This window comes from Siphonobacter sp. SORGH_AS_1065, assembly GCF_030818595.1.
GTDB lineage: Bacteria > Bacteroidota > Bacteroidia > Cytophagales > Spirosomataceae > Siphonobacter.
In genome coordinates this window covers 362,916-381,774 of sequence record NZ_JAUTAM010000008.1, presented here as the reverse complement: position 1 = coordinate 381,774, position 18,859 = coordinate 362,916, and the positions used below count along the sequence as shown (strand labels likewise).

Here is an 18,859-nt window from a genome sequence, read left to right as displayed (position 1 = left end):
GTAAACACTACCTACACCCGGTCGGTTTGAGCTATGTGAATAGTCAGGATCGATTAAAACAGTCATACGTATGTATATCTATCAATTCCTAATAGATATGTCTCGATACGCCTGTTGATGATCTGATTAGATTATAAATACTGACTTACAAGCATTTACAACCGCCAATGTATAATGTTATTTTTTGTCAATGAAACGATCTTTTCTATATTTTCTTTCCATTTTACTAGTGCTGAGTCACTCGGCCTGGGCTTTGCCTGAGCCTCGTAAGGGTATTCTGGATCTTCGCCAAACCAATTTGAAAAATCAGGAGATTGCCTTGGGAGGAGAGTGGAAATGGTACTGGCATCAGTTACTTATTCCACAGCATCCTGCTGGAGAGAGTGAACCCATTCGTTTTCCCAAGCTTTTTAATAACAGTACCTGGAAAGGCAAACCTGTTCCGGCTCAGGGGTATGCCACCTATGAATTGACCGTATTACTCCCCCACCAACGACCGCCACTAGCTTTATTTATTCCTGACTGCTATACTGCTTATCAAATCTCCGTAAATGGTCAGGTGGTGATGAGTAGTGGCCGACCAGGAACTTCGAAAGAAACTACCATTCCCTATTGGTCGCCCCAGGCTCAGGTATTGCCTGATTTTCCCGGAGATTCGCTACAAATTTTATTGGAAATCGCTAATTTTCATCACTCTAAGGGGGGCTCCTATCGAGAAATGGAACTGGGAGATGCTCAGTTGATTGTCTCTTCTTTTGAAAAGGATAAAGCTCTGGATTTCGTATTGGCAGGCTGCCTTTTCATGGGCGGACTATTTTTCCTGGGGCTTTTTGGGTTCGGCAAACATGATAAAGCCATTCTGTATTTTGCCCTGTTCAGCATTTTTTACAGCTACCGAATCGTGGGTTCTGACTTACATGTCCTGCATACCCTTTTCCCCAATCTGAGCTGGAGTTTTTCCATTCATATGGAATACCTGACGCTATATTTATCTATCGCTGCTTTCGTCGAATACACCCGCCGTTTGTATCCTGAAGACGTGTATCATCCCGTAATGAAAGCTATGAGAGGTATTTGTCTAGCAATGGCCCTTGGAGTATTGATTCTGTCTCCGGTCATCTTCACTCAGCTCATCAATCAATTCTTACTTCTGACGTTTCTGTACGTAGGTTATGCGATTTATATCTACCTGAAGGCAGCCAGAAACCAGCGTCCGGGAGCTACTTATGCCTTGATGAGTACCGGAATTCTACTCGTGGTTTTTGTAATCATTAATTTACATTATTTCGGAATCATTACCCCTAAAAAGTTTCTGTTGTTTGTAGGCTATATAGCTTTTTTCTTTTTGCAGTCCCTGATCCTTTCTTTCCGGTTTGCCTTTGCCTTAAAACAGGCGAAATCGCAGGCAGAAGAAGGTTTAAAAGCCAAAAGTGAGTTCCTCAGTACGATGAGTCACGAAATCCGAACGCCCCTCAACTCGGTAATTGGTATGACGTATTTGTTACTGGGCGATCAACCCCGAAGCGACCAGAAGCAGCACCTGGATGTAATGTTGTTTTCAGCCAATAATCTGCTGAACATCATTAATGACATTCTGGATTTCAATAAAATTGAAGCCGGAAAGGTTACGTTTGAAAGCATTCCGTTTGACGCCACCCTCATTGCCCGCAACTGCATTGCCAGTTATCAGACCTACGCTCAGGAAAAACAGAACACACTAACGACTTCCATTGACCCTAAGCTAAAAAATCTGCTCTTGGGCGATCCTACCCGTACAACACAGGTTCTGAATAACCTGACCCATAACGCCCTGAAATTCACTCAGAAAGGCAGCGTAACACTCGGAATAGAAATGATGAGTGAAACGGATACCGACGTTCAACTAAAGTTTTCGGTTACGGATACGGGCATTGGCATTGATCCCGCTAAACAGAAACTTATTTTTGAGCGATTTACCCAGGCAGATTCTTCGATGACTCGTAGCTTTGGTGGAACCGGGCTTGGTTTAGCCATCTGCAAGCATATTCTGGAGTTACAGTCTGTCGAATTACAACTCATTAGCACTCCGGGAGAAGGTTCTCAATTTTTTTACATCCAATGGCTCAAGAAAGGAGATCCGATTAGCGTCGTGGAAACCCAGGTGGTGGAAACGCCTGTTCAGCCATTGCTAGGCCTTCACATTCTGTTGGTAGACGATCAGCCCATGAATATTCTGGCAGCCCGGGGAATTCTGAAACGCTGGGGAGCCCAGGTAGAAACGGCATCCGACGGACAACAAGCCCTGAACAAAATGGAAGAGAAGTTACCCTCGCTGGTATTGATGGATTTACAAATGCCCATCATGGATGGATACGAAGCTACCCGTCACATCCGTCAGCGAGGATATACCATTCCTGTCATCGCTCTAACGGCTAATCTGATTCCTGAAATCGAGGATAAAGTCAAAATCTCGGGAATGAACGACATAGTAATAAAGCCCTTCAAACCCGAAACCTTATTACAGGTTATTCAAAGTCACGTTAAAGTTCGTTCCTGATTATTCTTCAGGAAGACGACGAAACGTGCGGGCCGCAAAGAACATACTTAATAGTGCCAGTAAAGCTCCGGCAAGAAAGGGTGCTCCGGGGAAGTGAGTAGCTGCCCCGGGTTTGGTAAAGTGCGAAAAAAGGCTCGTCATGAATGGCGGCCCTACGATAGAAGTCGCACTCATTAGGCTGGTCAAGGCTCCCTGTAATTCACCCTGCTCGTTAGGCGGAACCTGCCCGGAAATAATCCCCTGTAATGCCGGACCTGCAATGCCCCCGAGGGAATAGGGAACGGTAAAAGCCAGCATCATCCAACCCTGACTGGCAAAAGCAAAACAAATAAAGCCGATTACATAAAACCCCATTCCGACAAAAACGGAATTTCGGGTACCCAGCTTGGGGATGATCACACGGGTTAATATTCCCTGAACCAGCCCCATGCAGAGGCCCACACAGGAAAGCGAAAGGCCAATCCAGCGTTCGGACCAGTTAAATTTCTCGATGGTGTAAAACGTCCAGGTGCTTTGTGTGGAATGCCCGGCAATGTAAATACAAACCAGCGAAGCTGTTAAACTAACGATAATCGGGTATTTACGAAGCTGGACTAAAGAGCCTACGGGGTTAGCCCGTTTCCAGTCGAAGGATCGCCGATTTTCAGGTTTCAAAGATTCAGGCAGTACGAAAAAGCCGTACAGTGCATTCAGTAATGAAAATCCGGCGGCAACAAAAAACGGAACTCTGGTACCAAAATCTCCCAGAAAAGCTCCAATGGCGGGTCCGAGAATAAATCCTGCTCCGAAAGCGGCCCCTACCAATCCGAAATTCTGAGCTCTGTTTTCGGGTGTGCTTACGTCAGCAATGAATGCACTGGCCGTGGTAAAACTGGCTCCGGTTACGCCCGCCAGAATTCTTCCTATGAACAGCCAGGTAATCGTTGGAGCAAACCCCTGAAGAATATAATCCAGTCCGAAGCCAATTAATGAGGCCAGCAACACCGGACGTCTGCCAAATCGGTCACTCAGGTTACCCAAAATCGGAGCGAACATAAATTGCATGATCGCATAGGCAAACGTAAGCCAGCCGCTATAGAGCGAGGCCTGGCTAATATCCCCGTGAATGAGTTCTTCAATTAATTTCGGAAAAACCGGAATAATAATCCCTAAACCCGTTACATCAATCAGTAAGGTTAGAAAAATGAAGATTAAGGCAGAAGAAGGCTTAGCCATAATTAGAATATTTACAAGCCTTCAAAAATACGGGTCAAAACCGAATTTTAAGCGAATCCGTCATTACTCGACATTTATATTTCATAATGAGGGGAATTCCATAACTTTCCTAAACATTTAGTCATCAGCAAGGGTATTAACAGTACCATGAACGACTATGAAATTAACGATTGGGCCCGCATATTACTAGGTGATTTACCGGGTCAGTTTTTACTGGAAGTGACCATCCGGACGCTTCTCATGTTTATCGTTATTTTCGTCAGTATGCGGGCTACGGGTAAGCGGGCCGTCCGGCAACTTTCCATTATGGAACTCGTGCTGATTGTCGGGCTGGGTTCAGCCGCGGGTGATCCGATGTTTTATCACGATGTAGGTATACTGCCCGCATTAATTGTTTTTAGCGTCGTTATTCTCGTCTACCGAGGTCTTACCCGACTGGCAGCTAAGTCCATCAAGATGGAGAAGATTATTGAAGGGGAAGCTCTTCTGATTGTAGAAAATGGACAGTTTACCATTGACAGTTTTGATAAGGAAGATTTGGGTCAGGATGAATTCTTCATGGAACTACGGGTGAACAGTATCGAGCATTTGGGTCAGGTCCGCCGAGCGTACATTGAAACCAATGGACAGGTAAGTATCTTTTTCTTTGAAGAAGACGAAGTAAAACCCGGGCTGCCGCTATTGCCCGAGATATTCAACCAAAGAACGCAAAGCATTCCCCGAATCGGCACTTATGCCTGTACATTCTGCGGAAACGTAAAAGAGTTAACGCCTCAAGATAGTCTGCACGTTTGCCCTACATGTAATCGTACCACCTGGGTAGCCGCTTTGAACAATCGCCGGATTAAGTAATACTATCCTTATTTATTTTCATAACCTCTTCCCGATCCCTTATATTTCTCCAAAAATCGAGTATGAATCAGTGAATGACTACGCCTATGGATGATTTCATCGCCGCCCGTTCCCAAATGGCCCTATCGCTGGGCTTTCATATTGTTTTCTCCTGTATTGGCATGGTCATGCCTGTTTTTTATGGCCGTTTCGCATTACCTCTGGCTCCAGACCCACCATATAGTTTACCAGAACATTACCCGAGCCTGGAGTAAAGGAGTAGCCATTTTCTTTGCCGTAGGTGCGGTTTCCGGTACGGTCTTATCCTTCGAGTTAGGCTTACTCTGGCCTACGTTCATGAAGCACGCCGGGCCCATTTTCGGGATGCCCTTCTCGCTGGAGGGAACTGCCTTTTTCATTGAAGCCATCGCTTTGGGCTTTTTCCTGTACGGCTGGGGTCGATTTAACCCCTGGTTTCACTGGATTACGGGGGTTATCGTAGGCATCAGTGGGCTATTATCAGGAATTTTAGTCGTTTCAGCGAACGCCTGGATGAACAGTCCAGCGGGTTTTGATTACGTCAATGGCCAATACCTGAACATCGATCCGATCAAAGCCATGTTCAATGCAGCCTGGTTTTCACAAGCCCTGCACATGTGTCTGGCCGCCTTTGCAGCGACGGGTTTTGCAGTGGCTGGCGTTCATGCCTTGATGATTCTTCGTAAGAAAAACGTTTTGTTTCATCGCCAGTCCTTCCAGATAGCCGCCATTTTTGGGTGCGTAGCTGCTCTTCTTCAGCCTTTAAGTGGAGATTTTTCAGCGAAAGACGTCGCCAAACGTCAACCGGCCAAGCTGGCAGCAATGGAGTCTCATTTTAAAACCGAAAAAAGAGCATCGCTCATCGTAGGTGGCATTCCTGACCCTGAAAACCAGAAAGTTGATTATGCAGTAAAAATTCCGGGATTACTCAGTTTTATGGCCCATGGTGACGTGGATGCCGAAGTAAAAGGATTGGATCAGATTCCGCTTCAGGATCAGCCTCCCATTGGCATCACACATTATGCCTTTCAAATCATGGTAGGTCTAGGAATGGTCATGATGTTGATTGCCTTGCTTTTCGGAACGGCTCTGTTCATCAAAAAAGACTGGCTGAAACGCAACTGGTTACTCAAGCTGTTTGCCTGGGCTACGCCCATTGGTTTCATCGCCGTAGAAGCCGGATGGACGGTTACGGAAGTGGGCCGCCAACCCTGGATTATTCACGGAGTGATGCGAACCGCCGATGCCGTTACCCCTATGCCTGGTATTGCCTATTCCTTCTATCTCTTTACGGGCGTTTACGTCTCGCTGGCTTTGGTTACCTTATTCATGCTCTACCGACAGATTAAAATGGTTGATACGCTGTACGATCTCCCCACGGGTATTAAAGAAGCTCATTAAACTAGCTGATTAGTAACTAAATCCAACATTCTCCTATTAACACTGTCGGTTATGTTATACGTCGTGATTGTTTTTTTGTGGGCAGCTATCTTACTCTATTTATTACTAGGCGGAGCTGATTTTGGAGCTGGGATTATTGAGTTATTTACCTCTTCCAAAAACCGAACCCAAACCCGTAAGATCTTGTATCGGGCCATCGGTCCTATTTGGGAGGCTAATCACATGTGGCTCATCATTGCCATTGTGATTTTATTCGTGGGCTTCCCGGCCATCTACACCACCATGTCGGTTAATCTGCACATTCCATTAACCATCATGCTATTGGGAATCATTGCCCGGGGGACGGCTTTCACTTTTCGGCATTACGACGCCGTAGTGGATGATATGCAGCATATTTACAATCGAATTTTCGCCGTTTCCAGCCTCATTACTCCTCTATTTCTGGGTATTATTGCCGGGAGCAGCGTTTCACGTCATATCGACCCGAATGCTACTTCTTTTCTGGACGCTTACATTTTCAGTTGGCTTCACCCTTTTCCGGTGGCTGTCGGGCTGTTTACCGTAGCCATTTGCGGCTATCTGGCCTCGATTTATTTAATTGGAGAAACCGAAACACCAGAAGAGCGGCAGCGTTTTATGGCGAAGGCGTGGATGATGAACTGGGCCGCCGTTGCTTGTGGAGTTATTGTGTTTACCGCCGCTTATTGGGAGAACATTCCTCTGATTCAATGGGTATTCGGAGAGATTTGGGGAATCCTGGGCGTAGCAGCGGCAACCATTTCAGTCATGACACTCTGGTTTTTTGCCCGTAAAGGATTTAATAATATCCTTCGAATATTAGCTGGGTTTCAGGTAATGATGATTCTCTTTGTGGCGACCTATCAGCATTTCCCTAATATCATTTTACTCAAAAAGGGAGGTTACCTGTCGCTCTTAGAGCATAAGGGTGACGACAAAACCATTGTTGCTCTAGGTTGGGCTTTAGTATTGGGAAGTCTATTCATCCTGCCATTTCTGATTTATCTCATGTATAGTTTTCAAAATAAAGATAGAGAAGATTCCACGGTGTACGGAGATGTCTAGGCTCATTAGTAAAAAAGGCGAACTCTTTCGGAGAGTTCGCCTTTTTTAGGCTAATACGTTCAGGTAACCTTTCTGATTCTCTATCGCTAGCGTTACTTCTGGAACATTTTCCAGGATCTCATCATCGGCGTGTACGTGTGGCCCATCCCAGCGAATCCTGAAATGACGTCCTTTAATGGCTGGAAAAGGAAATGTTTTTTCTGAACCATCGCATAAACTCAGGATGTATTTTCCGAACGCTTCTTTTTCTTCTTCACTGATACGAATCAGCTCAAACCATCCATCGCCAAATTCTGAATAAGGAGCCAAGGCCAGATTGGGGCCAATAGATTTGATATTCATGATTTCCAGAAGGATATATTTTCCGGAATAATCCTGACCATCCACCTGCAACTGACAATCCCGAGCTTCGGCTGTCATGATTAATTCATACAAAACGGTCAAGGCAAAATTGAGTTCTTCTTCCGGCTTCTCCGGTTTTTCTACCGTTTTCATTACCTGCATCAATCGTGGAAATAGTCCACAGCCAAAGGCTTCAATGAAGAAATGTTCTTCCGCTAACCCCCTGATCAAACCCACATCAAAACTTTTCGGGACTTTTTCTTTCCAGGATTTGATAAGGTCTTTGGTATCTTCCATTGCTCCCAGCGTTTTTGCAATGTTATTAGCAGTACCGAGTGGTAATACCGTAAAAGGAATAGAGGTGGGAACGCTTCCGTTTAATACCAATTCTTTAGCCACGCTTCGAACAGTGCCGTCGCCTCCGGCTACCACCAATAGATCGGTTGCAGAGGGCAGATGTTGGGGCCAGTCTTCATCTTTGGCCGAAGAGTACTCACAATGATAGCCTTCGTTTTCGATCGTTTGAATTAGTTGCCTTTCCGAATGCTCCTCTTCCCCTGCGGACGGATTGTGAATGAGTTTTATAGTTTTTATAGCCAGAGTCATCGTCTGAAGTATATAGTGGTGCTGAGTACTGATTCTTTAGGTAAAGCCATTAATAGCTAATGAACCATTTGAAAACAATCTCTGAAATATCTGTATTCGTTAAAAAGAAGTAGAAAAGGCTCCTCAAATCTACTCACTTCTCCCCTGCCCTGGTTTTCTTGCATGCAATCCTACTGCATTCAAAACTCACTAATCATTACTGTTATGCGAATTTTAGTCACTAATGACGACGGGATTTATAGTCCAGGCATTGCGGCTCTAGCCCGAATCGCTACCAAATTTGGCGAAGTATATGTCGTTGCTCCTGATGTTGAACAGTCTTCGATGGGTCATGCCGTTACGCATTCGCGACCCTTAACTATAAAAAAATCGACGAATTCTTTCGGTGAAAATATCTCTGCTCATCGGGTTAACGGCACCCCTGCCGACTGTGTCGCTCTGGGCACGCACCTGTACGCGGACGTGGATGTAATCCTCTCGGGTATTAATATGGGTCCTAACCTGGGTAACTCCATGTGGCACTCGGGAACACTGGCAGCAGCGAAACAAGCGGCTTTGTTTGGCCTGAAAGGCATTGCCCTCAGTACACCCGTAGGTAATGCTGACCCGGATTTTGATGCTCTGGCTCCTTTTGTTGAAAAAGCCATTGCCCTGGCATTAGAAGACAACCTATCGAATCTTATTAACATCAACTTCCCCCCTAACCCTACGGATTTGGTTTGGACGCGGCAATCCGTTCGCCAATACGATGGCCATGTGGTTCCGGGGGTTGACCCTATGGGCCGTAAACATTACTGGTTTACGGTATCTCCGCTGGAGCCTGCCGAAGAAGGCACCGATCGTTGGGCAGTTGAAAATAACCTGGTTTCGATAACTCCGTTGCGACTGGATCTGACTGACGAACAAGCTTTGCTCCGCGTATCGAATACCAGTGTTTAAAATTTAGAATCCGTAAACATTTAAGCGGTCGTTGATAGGCTGGTTTCCCGAACGCAGGAAGGAACTCTTTAGGGCGTTCGTTTATATCTCAAAAACTGTCATTCAGAGCGAAGAATCTTATGACTTTTGGGGGCAGGCGGTAACTTCACTAAGCTAGCCCCGTCCCATTCCAATAGAAGGTCTCTCCCTTCGTTCGAGATGACAGAATCGGAAGTATAACGGCAGGTTTCTACCTGCCGTTATACTTCCGATTCTGTCATTCACAGTAAAATTGAAATCTTCTTTTTCATAGATTCCTCACTAATGCAGGATCTATTGTTTCAAATAAATCAATTGAAAGGCTCTATAATTTTGGATAAAAAAAGTTCTTTCTATATTTGTCATAGAGAAAATTTTATCCTTAAAGCCTATGCTTACGCCTGAAAAAGCGATCCGGTTTTTAAAATCTAAACCCGCTTTAAATTTATCCCAAATCGAAAAAGAAGCGGGAATTCCTTCAAAAACTCTTCACAAAGCTCTTTCTGAACAGAACGATATTCCAGCTAAACATTTACAGGCCTTGGATACAGCTCTGCGGAAATACGGTTATTCCGACGATCAGGTTAATAAAGCTCAGGTTATTTCCATAGTCAATCACAAAGGTGGTGTCGGAAAAACAACAACGGTTATTAACCTTGGCAAAGCTCTGAGTTTGCTCGGCAATCGGGTGTTACTTATTGATATGGATTCACAGGGTAACCTATCCCAGTGTTTCGGTGTGCACGATCCACAGGAGCAAATCATCGATGCTCTGTTGCATAACTCTCCCCTTCCACTCATCCCAATTACAGATACCTTATATCTAACGCCTTCTGATATACGCATGGCGTATAAAGAGTCAGAACTGGCGAATGCCATTGGGGCGGATCGGCGTTTGGCGTTAAAACTGGAAGAAGTCCGTGAGCATTTCGACTATATTCTGATTGACTGCCCTCCCAGCCTCGGTATCTGCACTACCTGTTCGTTGGTTGCTTCTACTTCCTGTGTCGTTCCTATTCAGCCCGAAGCCAGTGCGTATCACGGCGTAGAGAGTTTATTTAACCGAATCGCTGAAATTCGAACCTACATCAATCCTACGCTTACGGTAAAAGGCATCGTGTTTACCATGGTTCATAAAAACCAGAGTGTGCACAAGAGCATGATGTCTCATATTCGGGAGAATTACAAAAACTTCCCAATCTATAACTCCATTATTGAAGTCTCAACCGTCATTAAGCAGTCGCAGGTGGCGAAAGAAGACCTATATACCTATTCACCCAAATCGGTTTCCTGGCAACAGTATGATAAGCTGGCAACTGAACTAATCGCTCTTTAATATGGCTAAAAAAGACTTCATGAATTTAATGAAGGAAAAGACGACGAATCTGAAACCTTCCATTTTGTCTTCCGAAGAACATATTAAAAGTCAGATTACGATTCTTCAGGAATTAAAAGAGCTGATTCCACCCCTTACGCCCGACGAGCTTCAGCAGCTCGAACAGAACATTCTGAAACATGGCGTAAAGGACCCGGTGACGATTTGGGAAACGACTACTTCCATTGCCGGGATTGACGAACAGTCATTGCCCGTTTATATTCTGATTGACGGCCATAACCGTTTCTCCATTGTTCAGACTCATCACCTGGATTTTCGGATTAATCTGGTTCATTTCGGGTCTATGGCTGAGGTGAAGGATTACATGATTGACCACCAATTGGGCCGTCGTAATCTGACTCCTGAGCAAGCTTCTTACCTGCGTGGACTTCGGTATTTACAGCAGAAAAATGTACGGGGAGGTAATCAATATTCCCCCGAGCAGGAAAATATTTCGGTTAATCTCGGGAAGGAATATGGCGTAAGTAGTCGAACCATCAAGCGGGACGGAGACTTTGCAGCAGGTTTGGAAAAGCTTACGACTGAGTTTAAAAGCGATATTCTTTCGGGTAAACAGAAGCTTCCCAAAGCTAGTATTAATGCCATTTCAAAGGTTAAAACGAAGCAATTATTCAATACACCTGAAGAGGTTCAGAACGCCATTTCCGCGTCTCCTTTTTCAGAAGATGTGACTGAACGTCGACAATTACAATTGGAAATCAAGACTTTAGCTTCTGGTCCGTTAACTAAAGAAATTTGCGAGACTTTGGTTCAACGCATTCAGCAGTTCCAAAATTTACTCCAACCAAAGTGACAGCTTGTCCCTTTGGTTTTCACATCTTAGTCCCTAAAAGCAAAGTGACAGGCTGTCACTTTGCTTTTTTTATTAGCTTGTTATAAGACAAAGGGACAAGCTGTCACTTTGCTTTTTGCATCGATTATTTGCTTCTCTACAGCATCAAAGAAACCGTCTGTTCTTTTTGTATCATGGGCTCAGTAGACACAAAGTGACACGTTGTCCCTTTGTCTTTTCATTCATTGTTTTTTTTCTACGAAGTACCTTTAAAAGCAGCGTTTCCATCTAATTGGAAAACCAGAGCCTCCTTCCCTTTGGGAACGTCTTGGGTTATGCAGAAACGTTACTAACTCGTAGCGTCGTCCCCTTCTACAGAAGGTTTCTTACCATGTTAGAGATGATAGTTGGAAAATTTAGTTTATAACGCAGAGCTAACCGCCCGCAATCGTGTTCCCGGATTACATCCGGGGCTATTGATATTGAACCCCGCTGGGGTTGTTATTCAAATCGTCTTATGGAAAATAGCCCTGGAGGGGTTAAACACGGATAGCCCCAGGCTGGATAGCCCCGGATGTAATCCGGGGAAGCAACATGCACCAACCAAAAATTATCCCTACACCAAGTAAAGCCACAAAAGGCCCTCAGCTTCTTCGCTTGGTTTCCCGCAGTCGATCGGTTCTAGCCGAGTGACTACAATTTTCTATTTACGAATCTGTAAAATTGTAAACCCAGTTTAACCCAAATTTTGGTTTTGAAAGCGTAGAGACGAATTACGACCAGCTGTTGCGAGATTCCATCTCGTCCCTATCTAACGGCACGTTCCCACCTGCCGTTAGGCTCTCAAGTCTGCGATCTAAAATGAAGCTTACCTACTTTGCTATTCTCTATCCGTGAAGGTTTCAGAAGCCATGATTCGCAGTTGGCTTCTACAAGTATAAATTTTAGATAGCCTTTTATGATTTTGAAAAACACAAAACCAAAGGGACAGCGTGTCTCTTTGGTTGGCTAAGAGCAGTGACTGATTTTTTAAATCTTTCAAAAATTATGGATAAGTAGAGCGGTGATTAACTCAGGATTGAAAGCAACATTATCAGTATGCATACAATTAGTCAATGGCAAGAATGATGGACCATTCACTTGGTTGGTATGCGTTTGTCACCAGTTGTTGTCCCAGACTAATTGGACTAATAGTGAAGCCCATCCTTTGCTGAATAGTAGATAAGGTAAGGCTCCTATATTAGTTTATGGGAACGATGTCCATACAAAAGGTAAGGCTTCCTTAGTACATCGGTGACTCAAGGTTAAGCCGCTATGAATTGAGTTATAGATTAAATAGCTAGTGCCCATCACTTTCATTTCAAGTACAAACATCAGGGTAAATCTGAGTTGAGTTATTAGTATAAATACGACAAAGCCGTAAGGCATTTTTTATAATATAGTTCAGATAAAAACACAATCTTACTCATATACTTAAATAAGTAAATTCATTACTTTTTTCGTTGGTGACTCTCCCTAATTATTGAGGGCAATTTGTGATAGATACGTTTCGTATTCTCTTTCTATTCATGAGTCTTCCCATCAGGTTAATAACTCTCCTAATAATTAATTGATTCAATAACTGTTGTTCCGAAGCGAGTAGGAGGTAGGCGAACTATCACAAATTGTGAGTAAAATTTGTAAGCCTTTCAAAGCTGACTATTGAATGTCTGGAAAATAAACCGTTAGGATTGAGGAGCAGGTATAATCTTAGAAAGCATCCTGAAAAACAAAACATTACTCATTAGCTGGTAAACAGGGAGTAAGGCTAAGAAATAGAGCAACTATCACAATTTGTGACAAATGAATTAGAAACTTCAAGCGTGCTATTTTCACTAAAACTAATCTAAATCGTTAACATAAATATTAATTAACTATCTAATATTCAATACATTGAAAAAACAATGTGTGATAGTTTGGGTAAAAAGAGAAGTAACAAAGCCCTTATTGATCATGTATTATTATTAGACCTTAACTTCCTCATTCTAAAGATATTACTGCTAACATATTGTGATAGTTTTTGTTCCTAGCATTTCATTCACTATCCGCCACTGCCTTCCGTACAGAATTCACAATTTGTGATAGTTTAATCTCTATAAACTTCCTAACAATCTAAACCATATGAGTCATTCCATTGATTTACAGATGATTATCTCTAACAAATTGTGATAGTTAATAAACATGGCTAGGAGACCCCAGCAAGTCTATCACTAAAACCACGTGGGAAAGTTTGGTAGAGGGCACTCACAAATTGTGATAGTTTATAGGATGCGAGATAGCTATTGTACGATTGTCATCTTGTAAATACCTATTTAAAGTACTGATTATAAATAGTTTACATACATTAAGTTCGAAACTATCACAATTTGCACGTGCTCGGAACCTGAATATTTAAGTATCACAAAAACACTTCCATTCTATTTTCCAATCATAAGCTCCATTTCAACATTTACTTTTTTCTTCATTTCACCTTTAAAAACCCTTCAAAAAATTCAAAAAATCATCATCAATTTCTGTTTGACTGTTTTTTATATATTATTTATATATATTTCCCTTAAAAATTCAGTTTGTAAATCATTCATTATCAATGTGTTATGAACACATTTTGGGATGAACTATCACAGATTCCACGTCTAAGTATCACAAAATGCACGTGCAACTATCACAAAATGCACGAATAAGTATCACAAAAATCACGCAAGTTTATTACCTTGCAGACGTGGAATCTGTGATACTTATTGAGATCGCTTCCCTAAACCTCTGATGTAAGTCCTTTAATCGCGTCTGGAAGTGGATAAAAAGCCTGTTACTCGTAAAAATGTCCGTAAGAAAAAGCGAAACAACACCGTCGTTCTGATTCGTAAATCTAACGCTCTGGTGGAAGCTCATTACAAATTTACGATTTGGGAAACCCGTGTGTTTGCCAAAATGATTTCCATGATTGATTGGGAAGATAGCGACTTCAAGGAGTATAAAATCTTCTTTCGGGACATTATTCAGGATTTCGGCCTTCGCAAGGACGGAAGAACCTATGATGACCTGAAAGAAGGGGCCAGGGGATTGATGAGTAAAATCATCAAACTCAAAGTAAAAACAGAAGGCGTGTACGAAACGCTGGAAACACCCATCATTGGGGGTATAAAAACGCCTGACGATGTGCATCGGAAAATTGTGCAGTCAAAACGACTCGACGACGACCGGGTTTATCTGAAGGTATCCTTTCACCCTGACTTAAAACCCTTTCTGATTGAGCTGAAAGAACGGTATCTTGTATACGAAATGGCAAACATTCTCGATTTGTCCAGCCCTTATACCGTTCGGATTTATGAGCTACTCAAGCAGTACGAAAAACTAGGGGAGAGAACCATTGAATTGCAGGAGTTGAAAGCCATGCTGGGTATGGAAGAAGAATATAAACTCTACGGTCACTTTCGGGATCGGGTGCTGGAGAAGGCAAAGGAAGACCTGCGTAAGTACACCGATATTCGGTTTGAATACGAAGGGGTACAGGCCAAGAATTATCCTTACGAGTTACCCGTTAAACTGAAATCTAATGCGGTAGTCGCGATTCGTTTTTATAACATCACTAAAAACGACGCAAGCCAGTCGCCGGGTAAGCCTTTTCTGAAAATCAGTAAACCGACCAAAGTCGAAGAACCAGAGGAGATTCCGTACGCTGAGGAAGTTCCTCTGGTACCGTATTTCGATGAAATCTACGCATTGGTCAAAAACTACGTTTCGGATCAGACCGTTTTGCAGTGGCTGAGTAAGTCATCAATTGAACACATTCGTACCAGCATTCAAACCACGCTGAAACAGACCCGAAAGAAAAACTCGTCTATCCAGAATATTGGAGGGTATCTGAATACGCTCATTCTGTCTCCGCCCTTATTCGGTGGGGCAGAGGCACCTAAGACGGTTACTCAAGCTCCTCAACTAGACCGGAAAGCGATTCAGGATGAGCTGGATCGCCTGAAAAGCCAATGGTACGAAAAGCAGTATGAACTCATTCGCGACTTCTTATCCATTCGCCCGGGTTTACGGATGGAATTGTTTCAGCAAGCCAAAAAGACGGTTCCGTTTTCGTACGATCCTAAAATGACGGATGAGCAGAACTACAAGGAAAAAATGCTGTTTGCCACCGCCGTTTGGGAGTTAGCCCGTACCTATTGTCAGGATGAACTGAGCGTTCTCGAAAAGAAATATTTACCCAGGCTAAAGGAAATGGAAATCAAACTATCTGCTTGAATTTTTATCAGGAAGTACATTTCATTACCTTACCAGCTCGTATGCGTTTTTGTAACAAACCTTGACCTCTATGACTACTTTGCAAACACGCCGGAGTTTCATCAAGTCTGCGGCTGCATTGTCATTGTTTAGTATTGTTCCCCGTCACGTTTTGGGCAAGGGGTTTCTGGCTCCGAGTGATCAGTTAACAAAAGGAATTATTGGTTTGGGAGGGATGGGGAGAGGGCATATTCCTTACGCAGGCACTCGCGTAGTCGCTCTTTGCGATGTGGATGAAACCCACCTGAAACAAGGGCTAGAACTGGCTGGTGGAGCAGGAATTAAAACGTTCAAAGATTACCGGGAACTGATTCAGTTACCCGAAGTCGATATTGTTCATATTGCTACGCCGCCGCACTGGCACGGCCTGATGGCTATAGATGCCGCACGAGCCGGGAAAGACATCTGGTGTGAAAAACCCATGACCCGAACCATTGGCGAAGGCAAACGGGTCAAGGAAGCCGTGGAACAATACGGTCGTATGTTTCGCCTGAATACCTGGTTTCGGTTCGAATCCACGTTTTACGGGATGAAAACTACCGTGCGTCCCATTAAAAAACTGGTTGAAAGTGGATTACTCGGTTGGCCGTTAAAAGTTACTGTTAGTAAACACACGGGGTTTGACTGGAAATTTTACTGGGTGGGTAAAACCAATCTGGAAAAGCAACCCGTCCCCAGCGAATTGGATTATAATGCCTGGCTTGGTCCGGCACCCTATAAGCCTTACAATGCTCACCGGGTGCATGGCACCTTTCGCGGGTATTGGGATTACGATGGGGGAGGGCTGGGCGATATGGGGCAGCATTACCTGGACCCAATTCAGTATTTTCTGGGAAAAGATAACGAAAGCCCAATCAGCGTCGAAATTGATGCTCCTCAGCAGCATCCCGAGGCTGTAGGTACCTGGCGAAGAATTGAATACACGTATGCGGATGGCTGTAAAATTATTCTTGATGGAGAAGGGAAGGACGAAGGCATCCCTTACATCGAAGGACCGAAGGGGAAATTGTATCCCGAATTCAAATCGGATATTCCTGATTTGAAGAAAAAGCTGGACGCCTTTCCAGATCCGGTCCCACAGGTAACGGATTTTCTGGAGTCGGTTCGGGAACGCAAACCTTTTGCCCTGAACGAACAGAATGGCTATCGGTCCTGTACGCTTATTAACATGGGCATTGTGGCTTTACGGTTAGGGCGTTCACTCAAATTCGATCCTGATCGTCAGGAATTTATTGATGATGAAGCCGCTAATCGCCTCATTGATCAGCCCATGCGGGCACCCTGGGTTATGGATTCATAGATGTTCGTTCGTAAATCGCTCTCAATCATGAAAAAAACGTGGTTACTCTTCAGTCTGGTATTTCCTTCCGTAGCCTGGGCTCAAAGTGATAAAATAGAAACAACGCTGGATCAGTTTCCCGCCGCAGATGCGGAGCATTTGCGTTCGGCTTTGACAGAACTCAATAAGTCAGGAGAAGCCGGAATTCTTGAACTGGTTGCAGGATTAAATCAACCCGGCGACCATAGCCGGGCAGAATATGCATTATGGAGTTACTCGGCTTACGTGGCCAAAGGTAATCACCCGGCAGATCGTCTACGCAGTTCTCTGGCTTATCAGAAAGCTCTGAAAGCCAGTAAAGATCCTGAGGCACAAGCTTTTCTCATTACCCAATTACAACTGGTGGGTAAAGACGAGACCGTACCTACACTGGCTACTTACCTGAGTGATGAACGTTTGGCCGATCCTGTTGCTCGAGCTTTAGTCAGTATTAACACGCCCGCCGCTCAGAAAGCCATTGCTTCAGCTTTACCAGCCTCAAAAGGAGCCGCTCAACTAGCGGTGCTTGAGGCGGCTGGGAAAATGCGAATCCAGACGGCTCAGCCCCTCTTTCTCAAATGGGCTAAAAGCCCGGATTTGAACGTGAGAAAACTGGCACTGTATGGACTGGCAAATCTGGGCTTCCCCTCGGCTCAGCCCCTTTTGCTGGCTCAGGCTTCAAAGGTTCATTACGAGTACGATCCCAGCGAGGCAACGAATGCGTATCTGTTGTGGCTAAAGCGGGCAGGCGAGAACCCAAAGCAGACCGGAGCAGAGAAAAACGTTCTGGAGCTTATTAAATCATCGAAAGGGCAGACGAGGTTGGCTGCGGAGCAGATCGTGCTGGAGAAGGCAAGTAAAGCGGCATTTACGGCTTTTATAGAGCGAGTTAGTAAATCAGACTATTCTGCGGCTGATAAATTCCATCTTTTGAAGCAGGCGATGGAAAAAGCATCGACTACGGAACAGAAACGGGTAGTTCTGAAAGAATTGGCTCAAGTGGATTATCCGGCGGCCTTGTATTTGGCCAGTACATTTCTGGAAACAAAAGAACTTCAGAAAACAGCCGCCACAACCGTAGCCGAGTTATCGCTGGATCTTCCTGAATTATGCACGTTTAAAGACCGTGAACTCATTTCCAAAACCTTTCCTTTCATTTCCAGTACTTTACAGGAAGAATTGCGGAAACATCTTTCCATCATGCCCGAACTGTATGGGTTGAAAGAGGAGGAAAAGAAAGAAGGCTTTAAAACCCTGTTTGATGGTTCCAATCTGGAGCAGTGGACGGGTAACAAGCAGGATTATATCATCGAAGAAGGAAACCTTGTGATTCGCCCTTCGGGTAAAGGCCAGGGAAATCTGTACACCAAAGATGAATACGCTGATTTTGTATTCCGTTTTGATTTTCAGCTAACCCCGGGAGCCAATAATGGTCTGGGGGTGCGGGCACCGCTTGAGGGAGATGCGGCGTATACCGGCATGGAACTTCAGATTCTGGATAATGATGCTTTCGAGTATAAAAACCTGCAACCGTACCAATACCACGGTTCCGTGTACGGGATCATCCCGGCGAAGCGGGAGGCGATGAAACCCGTAGGCGAATGGAACTCCGAAGAAGTTACGCTGAAAGGCACGCGTGTAAAGGTCGTCCTGAATGGAGTGACCATCCTGGATGGTGACACCGTTGAAGCCACCAAAGAAGGCACGCCGGATCATAAAGAACACCCCGGACTGAAAAGAACATCCGGCCACATCGGTTTTCTGGGACATGGATCAGTCGTAAAATTCCGAAACATGCGAGTAAAAGAATTATAAGCATTTCGCTTCTCATCCAAAGCCCCACAACTAACGTATAGTTTATATCGTTAGTTGTGGGGCTTTGGTTTGGCTCACATGGCGATGATTAGCTACCGTACGTATGCATAGATTGAATAACTATTTCTGAAGTACAAATCATAAACAGACAATAGGTCATGTAATCGCATAAAATCGATTTTTAGTCTACAAAATCTATAGATTATACTTGTATTTAAAAAA

The 18,859-nt window shown here is 44.1% G+C and carries 12 protein-coding genes; 10 read left to right on the top strand and 2 right to left on the bottom strand.

What is annotated here, in order from left to right; translation table 11 throughout:
• Window positions 1-190 precede the first annotated feature (190 nt).
• Window positions 191-2,536, top strand: a complete 2,346-nt coding sequence (locus tag QE390_RS23950) for a response regulator (protein ID WP_307144231.1) — start codon at window positions 191-193, stop codon at window positions 2,534-2,536.
• On the opposite strand, the gene QE390_RS23945 is transcribed toward QE390_RS23950, so the two are convergent.
• A complete protein-coding gene (locus tag QE390_RS23945) occupies window positions 2,537-3,751 on the bottom strand; it encodes a TCR/Tet family MFS transporter (RefSeq protein WP_307144230.1) in 1,215 nt (404 codons plus the stop codon).
• A 147-nt stretch (window positions 3,752-3,898) separates the two neighbouring features.
• On the opposite strand from QE390_RS23945, the gene QE390_RS23940 reads away from it, so the two are divergent.
• From QE390_RS23940 to QE390_RS23930, 3 genes are all read left to right on the top strand, one after another.
• The gene (locus QE390_RS23940) at window positions 3,899-4,603 is read left to right on the top strand and encodes a DUF421 domain-containing protein (protein ID WP_307144229.1); all 705 of its coding nucleotides are present in this window, start codon (window positions 3,899-3,901) and stop codon (window positions 4,601-4,603) included.
• Window positions 4,604-4,783: 180 nt separating this feature from the next.
• Complete coding sequence (locus QE390_RS23935; protein WP_307144228.1) at window positions 4,784-6,022, top strand: cytochrome ubiquinol oxidase subunit I; 1,239 nt, start codon at window positions 4,784-4,786, stop codon at window positions 6,020-6,022.
• Window positions 6,023-6,073: 51 nt separating this feature from the next.
• On the top strand, window positions 6,074-7,105 hold the full coding sequence (locus QE390_RS23930; protein WP_307144227.1) for a cytochrome d ubiquinol oxidase subunit II: 1,032 nt from the start codon (window positions 6,074-6,076) through the stop codon (window positions 7,103-7,105).
• A gap of 45 nt (window positions 7,106-7,150) precedes the next feature.
• Here QE390_RS23930 and QE390_RS23925 read toward each other — a convergent pair whose 3' ends face one another.
• Complete coding sequence (locus tag QE390_RS23925; RefSeq protein WP_307144226.1) at window positions 7,151-8,053, bottom strand: diacylglycerol kinase family protein; 903 nt, start codon at window positions 8,051-8,053, stop codon at window positions 7,151-7,153.
• A 204-nt stretch (window positions 8,054-8,257) separates the two neighbouring features.
• Between QE390_RS23925 and surE the strand changes: the two genes are divergently transcribed.
• The 6 genes from surE (at window position 8,258) to QE390_RS23895 (ending at window position 18,637) form a co-directional block, all read left to right on the top strand.
• Window positions 8,258-8,992 carry a 5'/3'-nucleotidase SurE gene (gene surE, locus QE390_RS23920; RefSeq protein ID WP_106636064.1) on the top strand — a complete coding sequence of 245 codons (735 nt, stop codon included), beginning with the start codon at window positions 8,258-8,260 and terminating at the stop codon, window positions 8,990-8,992.
• Window positions 8,993-9,401: 409 nt separating this feature from the next.
• Window positions 9,402-10,346: a ParA family protein gene (locus tag QE390_RS23915; protein ID WP_106636063.1), complete on the top strand. Its 945-nt coding sequence runs from the start codon at window positions 9,402-9,404 to the stop codon at window positions 10,344-10,346.
• Window position 10,347: 1 nt separating this feature from the next.
• The gene (locus QE390_RS23910) at window positions 10,348-11,199 is read left to right on the top strand and encodes a hypothetical protein (protein WP_106636062.1); all 852 of its coding nucleotides are present in this window, start codon (window positions 10,348-10,350) and stop codon (window positions 11,197-11,199) included.
• Window positions 11,200-14,007: 2,808 nt separating this feature from the next.
• Complete coding sequence (locus QE390_RS23905) at window positions 14,008-15,465, top strand: replication initiation protein (protein WP_307144225.1); 1,458 nt, start codon at window positions 14,008-14,010, stop codon at window positions 15,463-15,465.
• A 70-nt stretch (window positions 15,466-15,535) separates the two neighbouring features.
• Window positions 15,536-16,804: a Gfo/Idh/MocA family oxidoreductase gene (locus QE390_RS23900; RefSeq protein WP_307144224.1), complete on the top strand. Its 1,269-nt coding sequence runs from the start codon at window positions 15,536-15,538 to the stop codon at window positions 16,802-16,804.
• Window positions 16,805-16,831: 27 nt separating this feature from the next.
• A complete protein-coding gene (locus QE390_RS23895) occupies window positions 16,832-18,637 on the top strand; it encodes a family 16 glycoside hydrolase (protein ID WP_307144223.1) in 1,806 nt (601 codons plus the stop codon).
• Window positions 18,638-18,859 lie beyond the last annotated feature (222 nt).

Excerpts from the sequence above, each read along its gene's own strand:
- QE390_RS23950 (WP_307144231.1), top strand. The coding sequence starts at position 191 with ATGAAACGATCTTTTCTATATTTTCTTTCCATTTTACTAGTGCTGAGT.
- QE390_RS23945 (WP_307144230.1), bottom strand. The coding sequence starts at position 3,751 with ATGGCTAAGCCTTCTTCTGCCTTAATCTTCATTTTTCTAACCTTACTG.
- QE390_RS23940 (WP_307144229.1), top strand. The coding sequence starts at position 3,899 with ATGAACGACTATGAAATTAACGATTGGGCCCGCATATTACTAGGTGAT.
- QE390_RS23935 (WP_307144228.1), top strand. The coding sequence starts at position 4,784 with ATGGCCGTTTCGCATTACCTCTGGCTCCAGACCCACCATATAGTTTAC.
- QE390_RS23930 (WP_307144227.1), top strand. The coding sequence starts at position 6,074 with ATGTTATACGTCGTGATTGTTTTTTTGTGGGCAGCTATCTTACTCTAT.
- QE390_RS23925 (WP_307144226.1), bottom strand. The coding sequence starts at position 8,053 with ATGACTCTGGCTATAAAAACTATAAAACTCATTCACAATCCGTCCGCA.
- surE (WP_106636064.1), top strand. The coding sequence starts at position 8,258 with ATGCGAATTTTAGTCACTAATGACGACGGGATTTATAGTCCAGGCATT.
- QE390_RS23915 (WP_106636063.1), top strand. The coding sequence starts at position 9,402 with ATGCTTACGCCTGAAAAAGCGATCCGGTTTTTAAAATCTAAACCCGCT.
- QE390_RS23910 (WP_106636062.1), top strand. The coding sequence starts at position 10,348 with ATGGCTAAAAAAGACTTCATGAATTTAATGAAGGAAAAGACGACGAAT.
- QE390_RS23900 (WP_307144224.1), top strand. The coding sequence starts at position 15,536 with ATGACTACTTTGCAAACACGCCGGAGTTTCATCAAGTCTGCGGCTGCA.
- QE390_RS23895 (WP_307144223.1), top strand. The coding sequence starts at position 16,832 with ATGAAAAAAACGTGGTTACTCTTCAGTCTGGTATTTCCTTCCGTAGCC.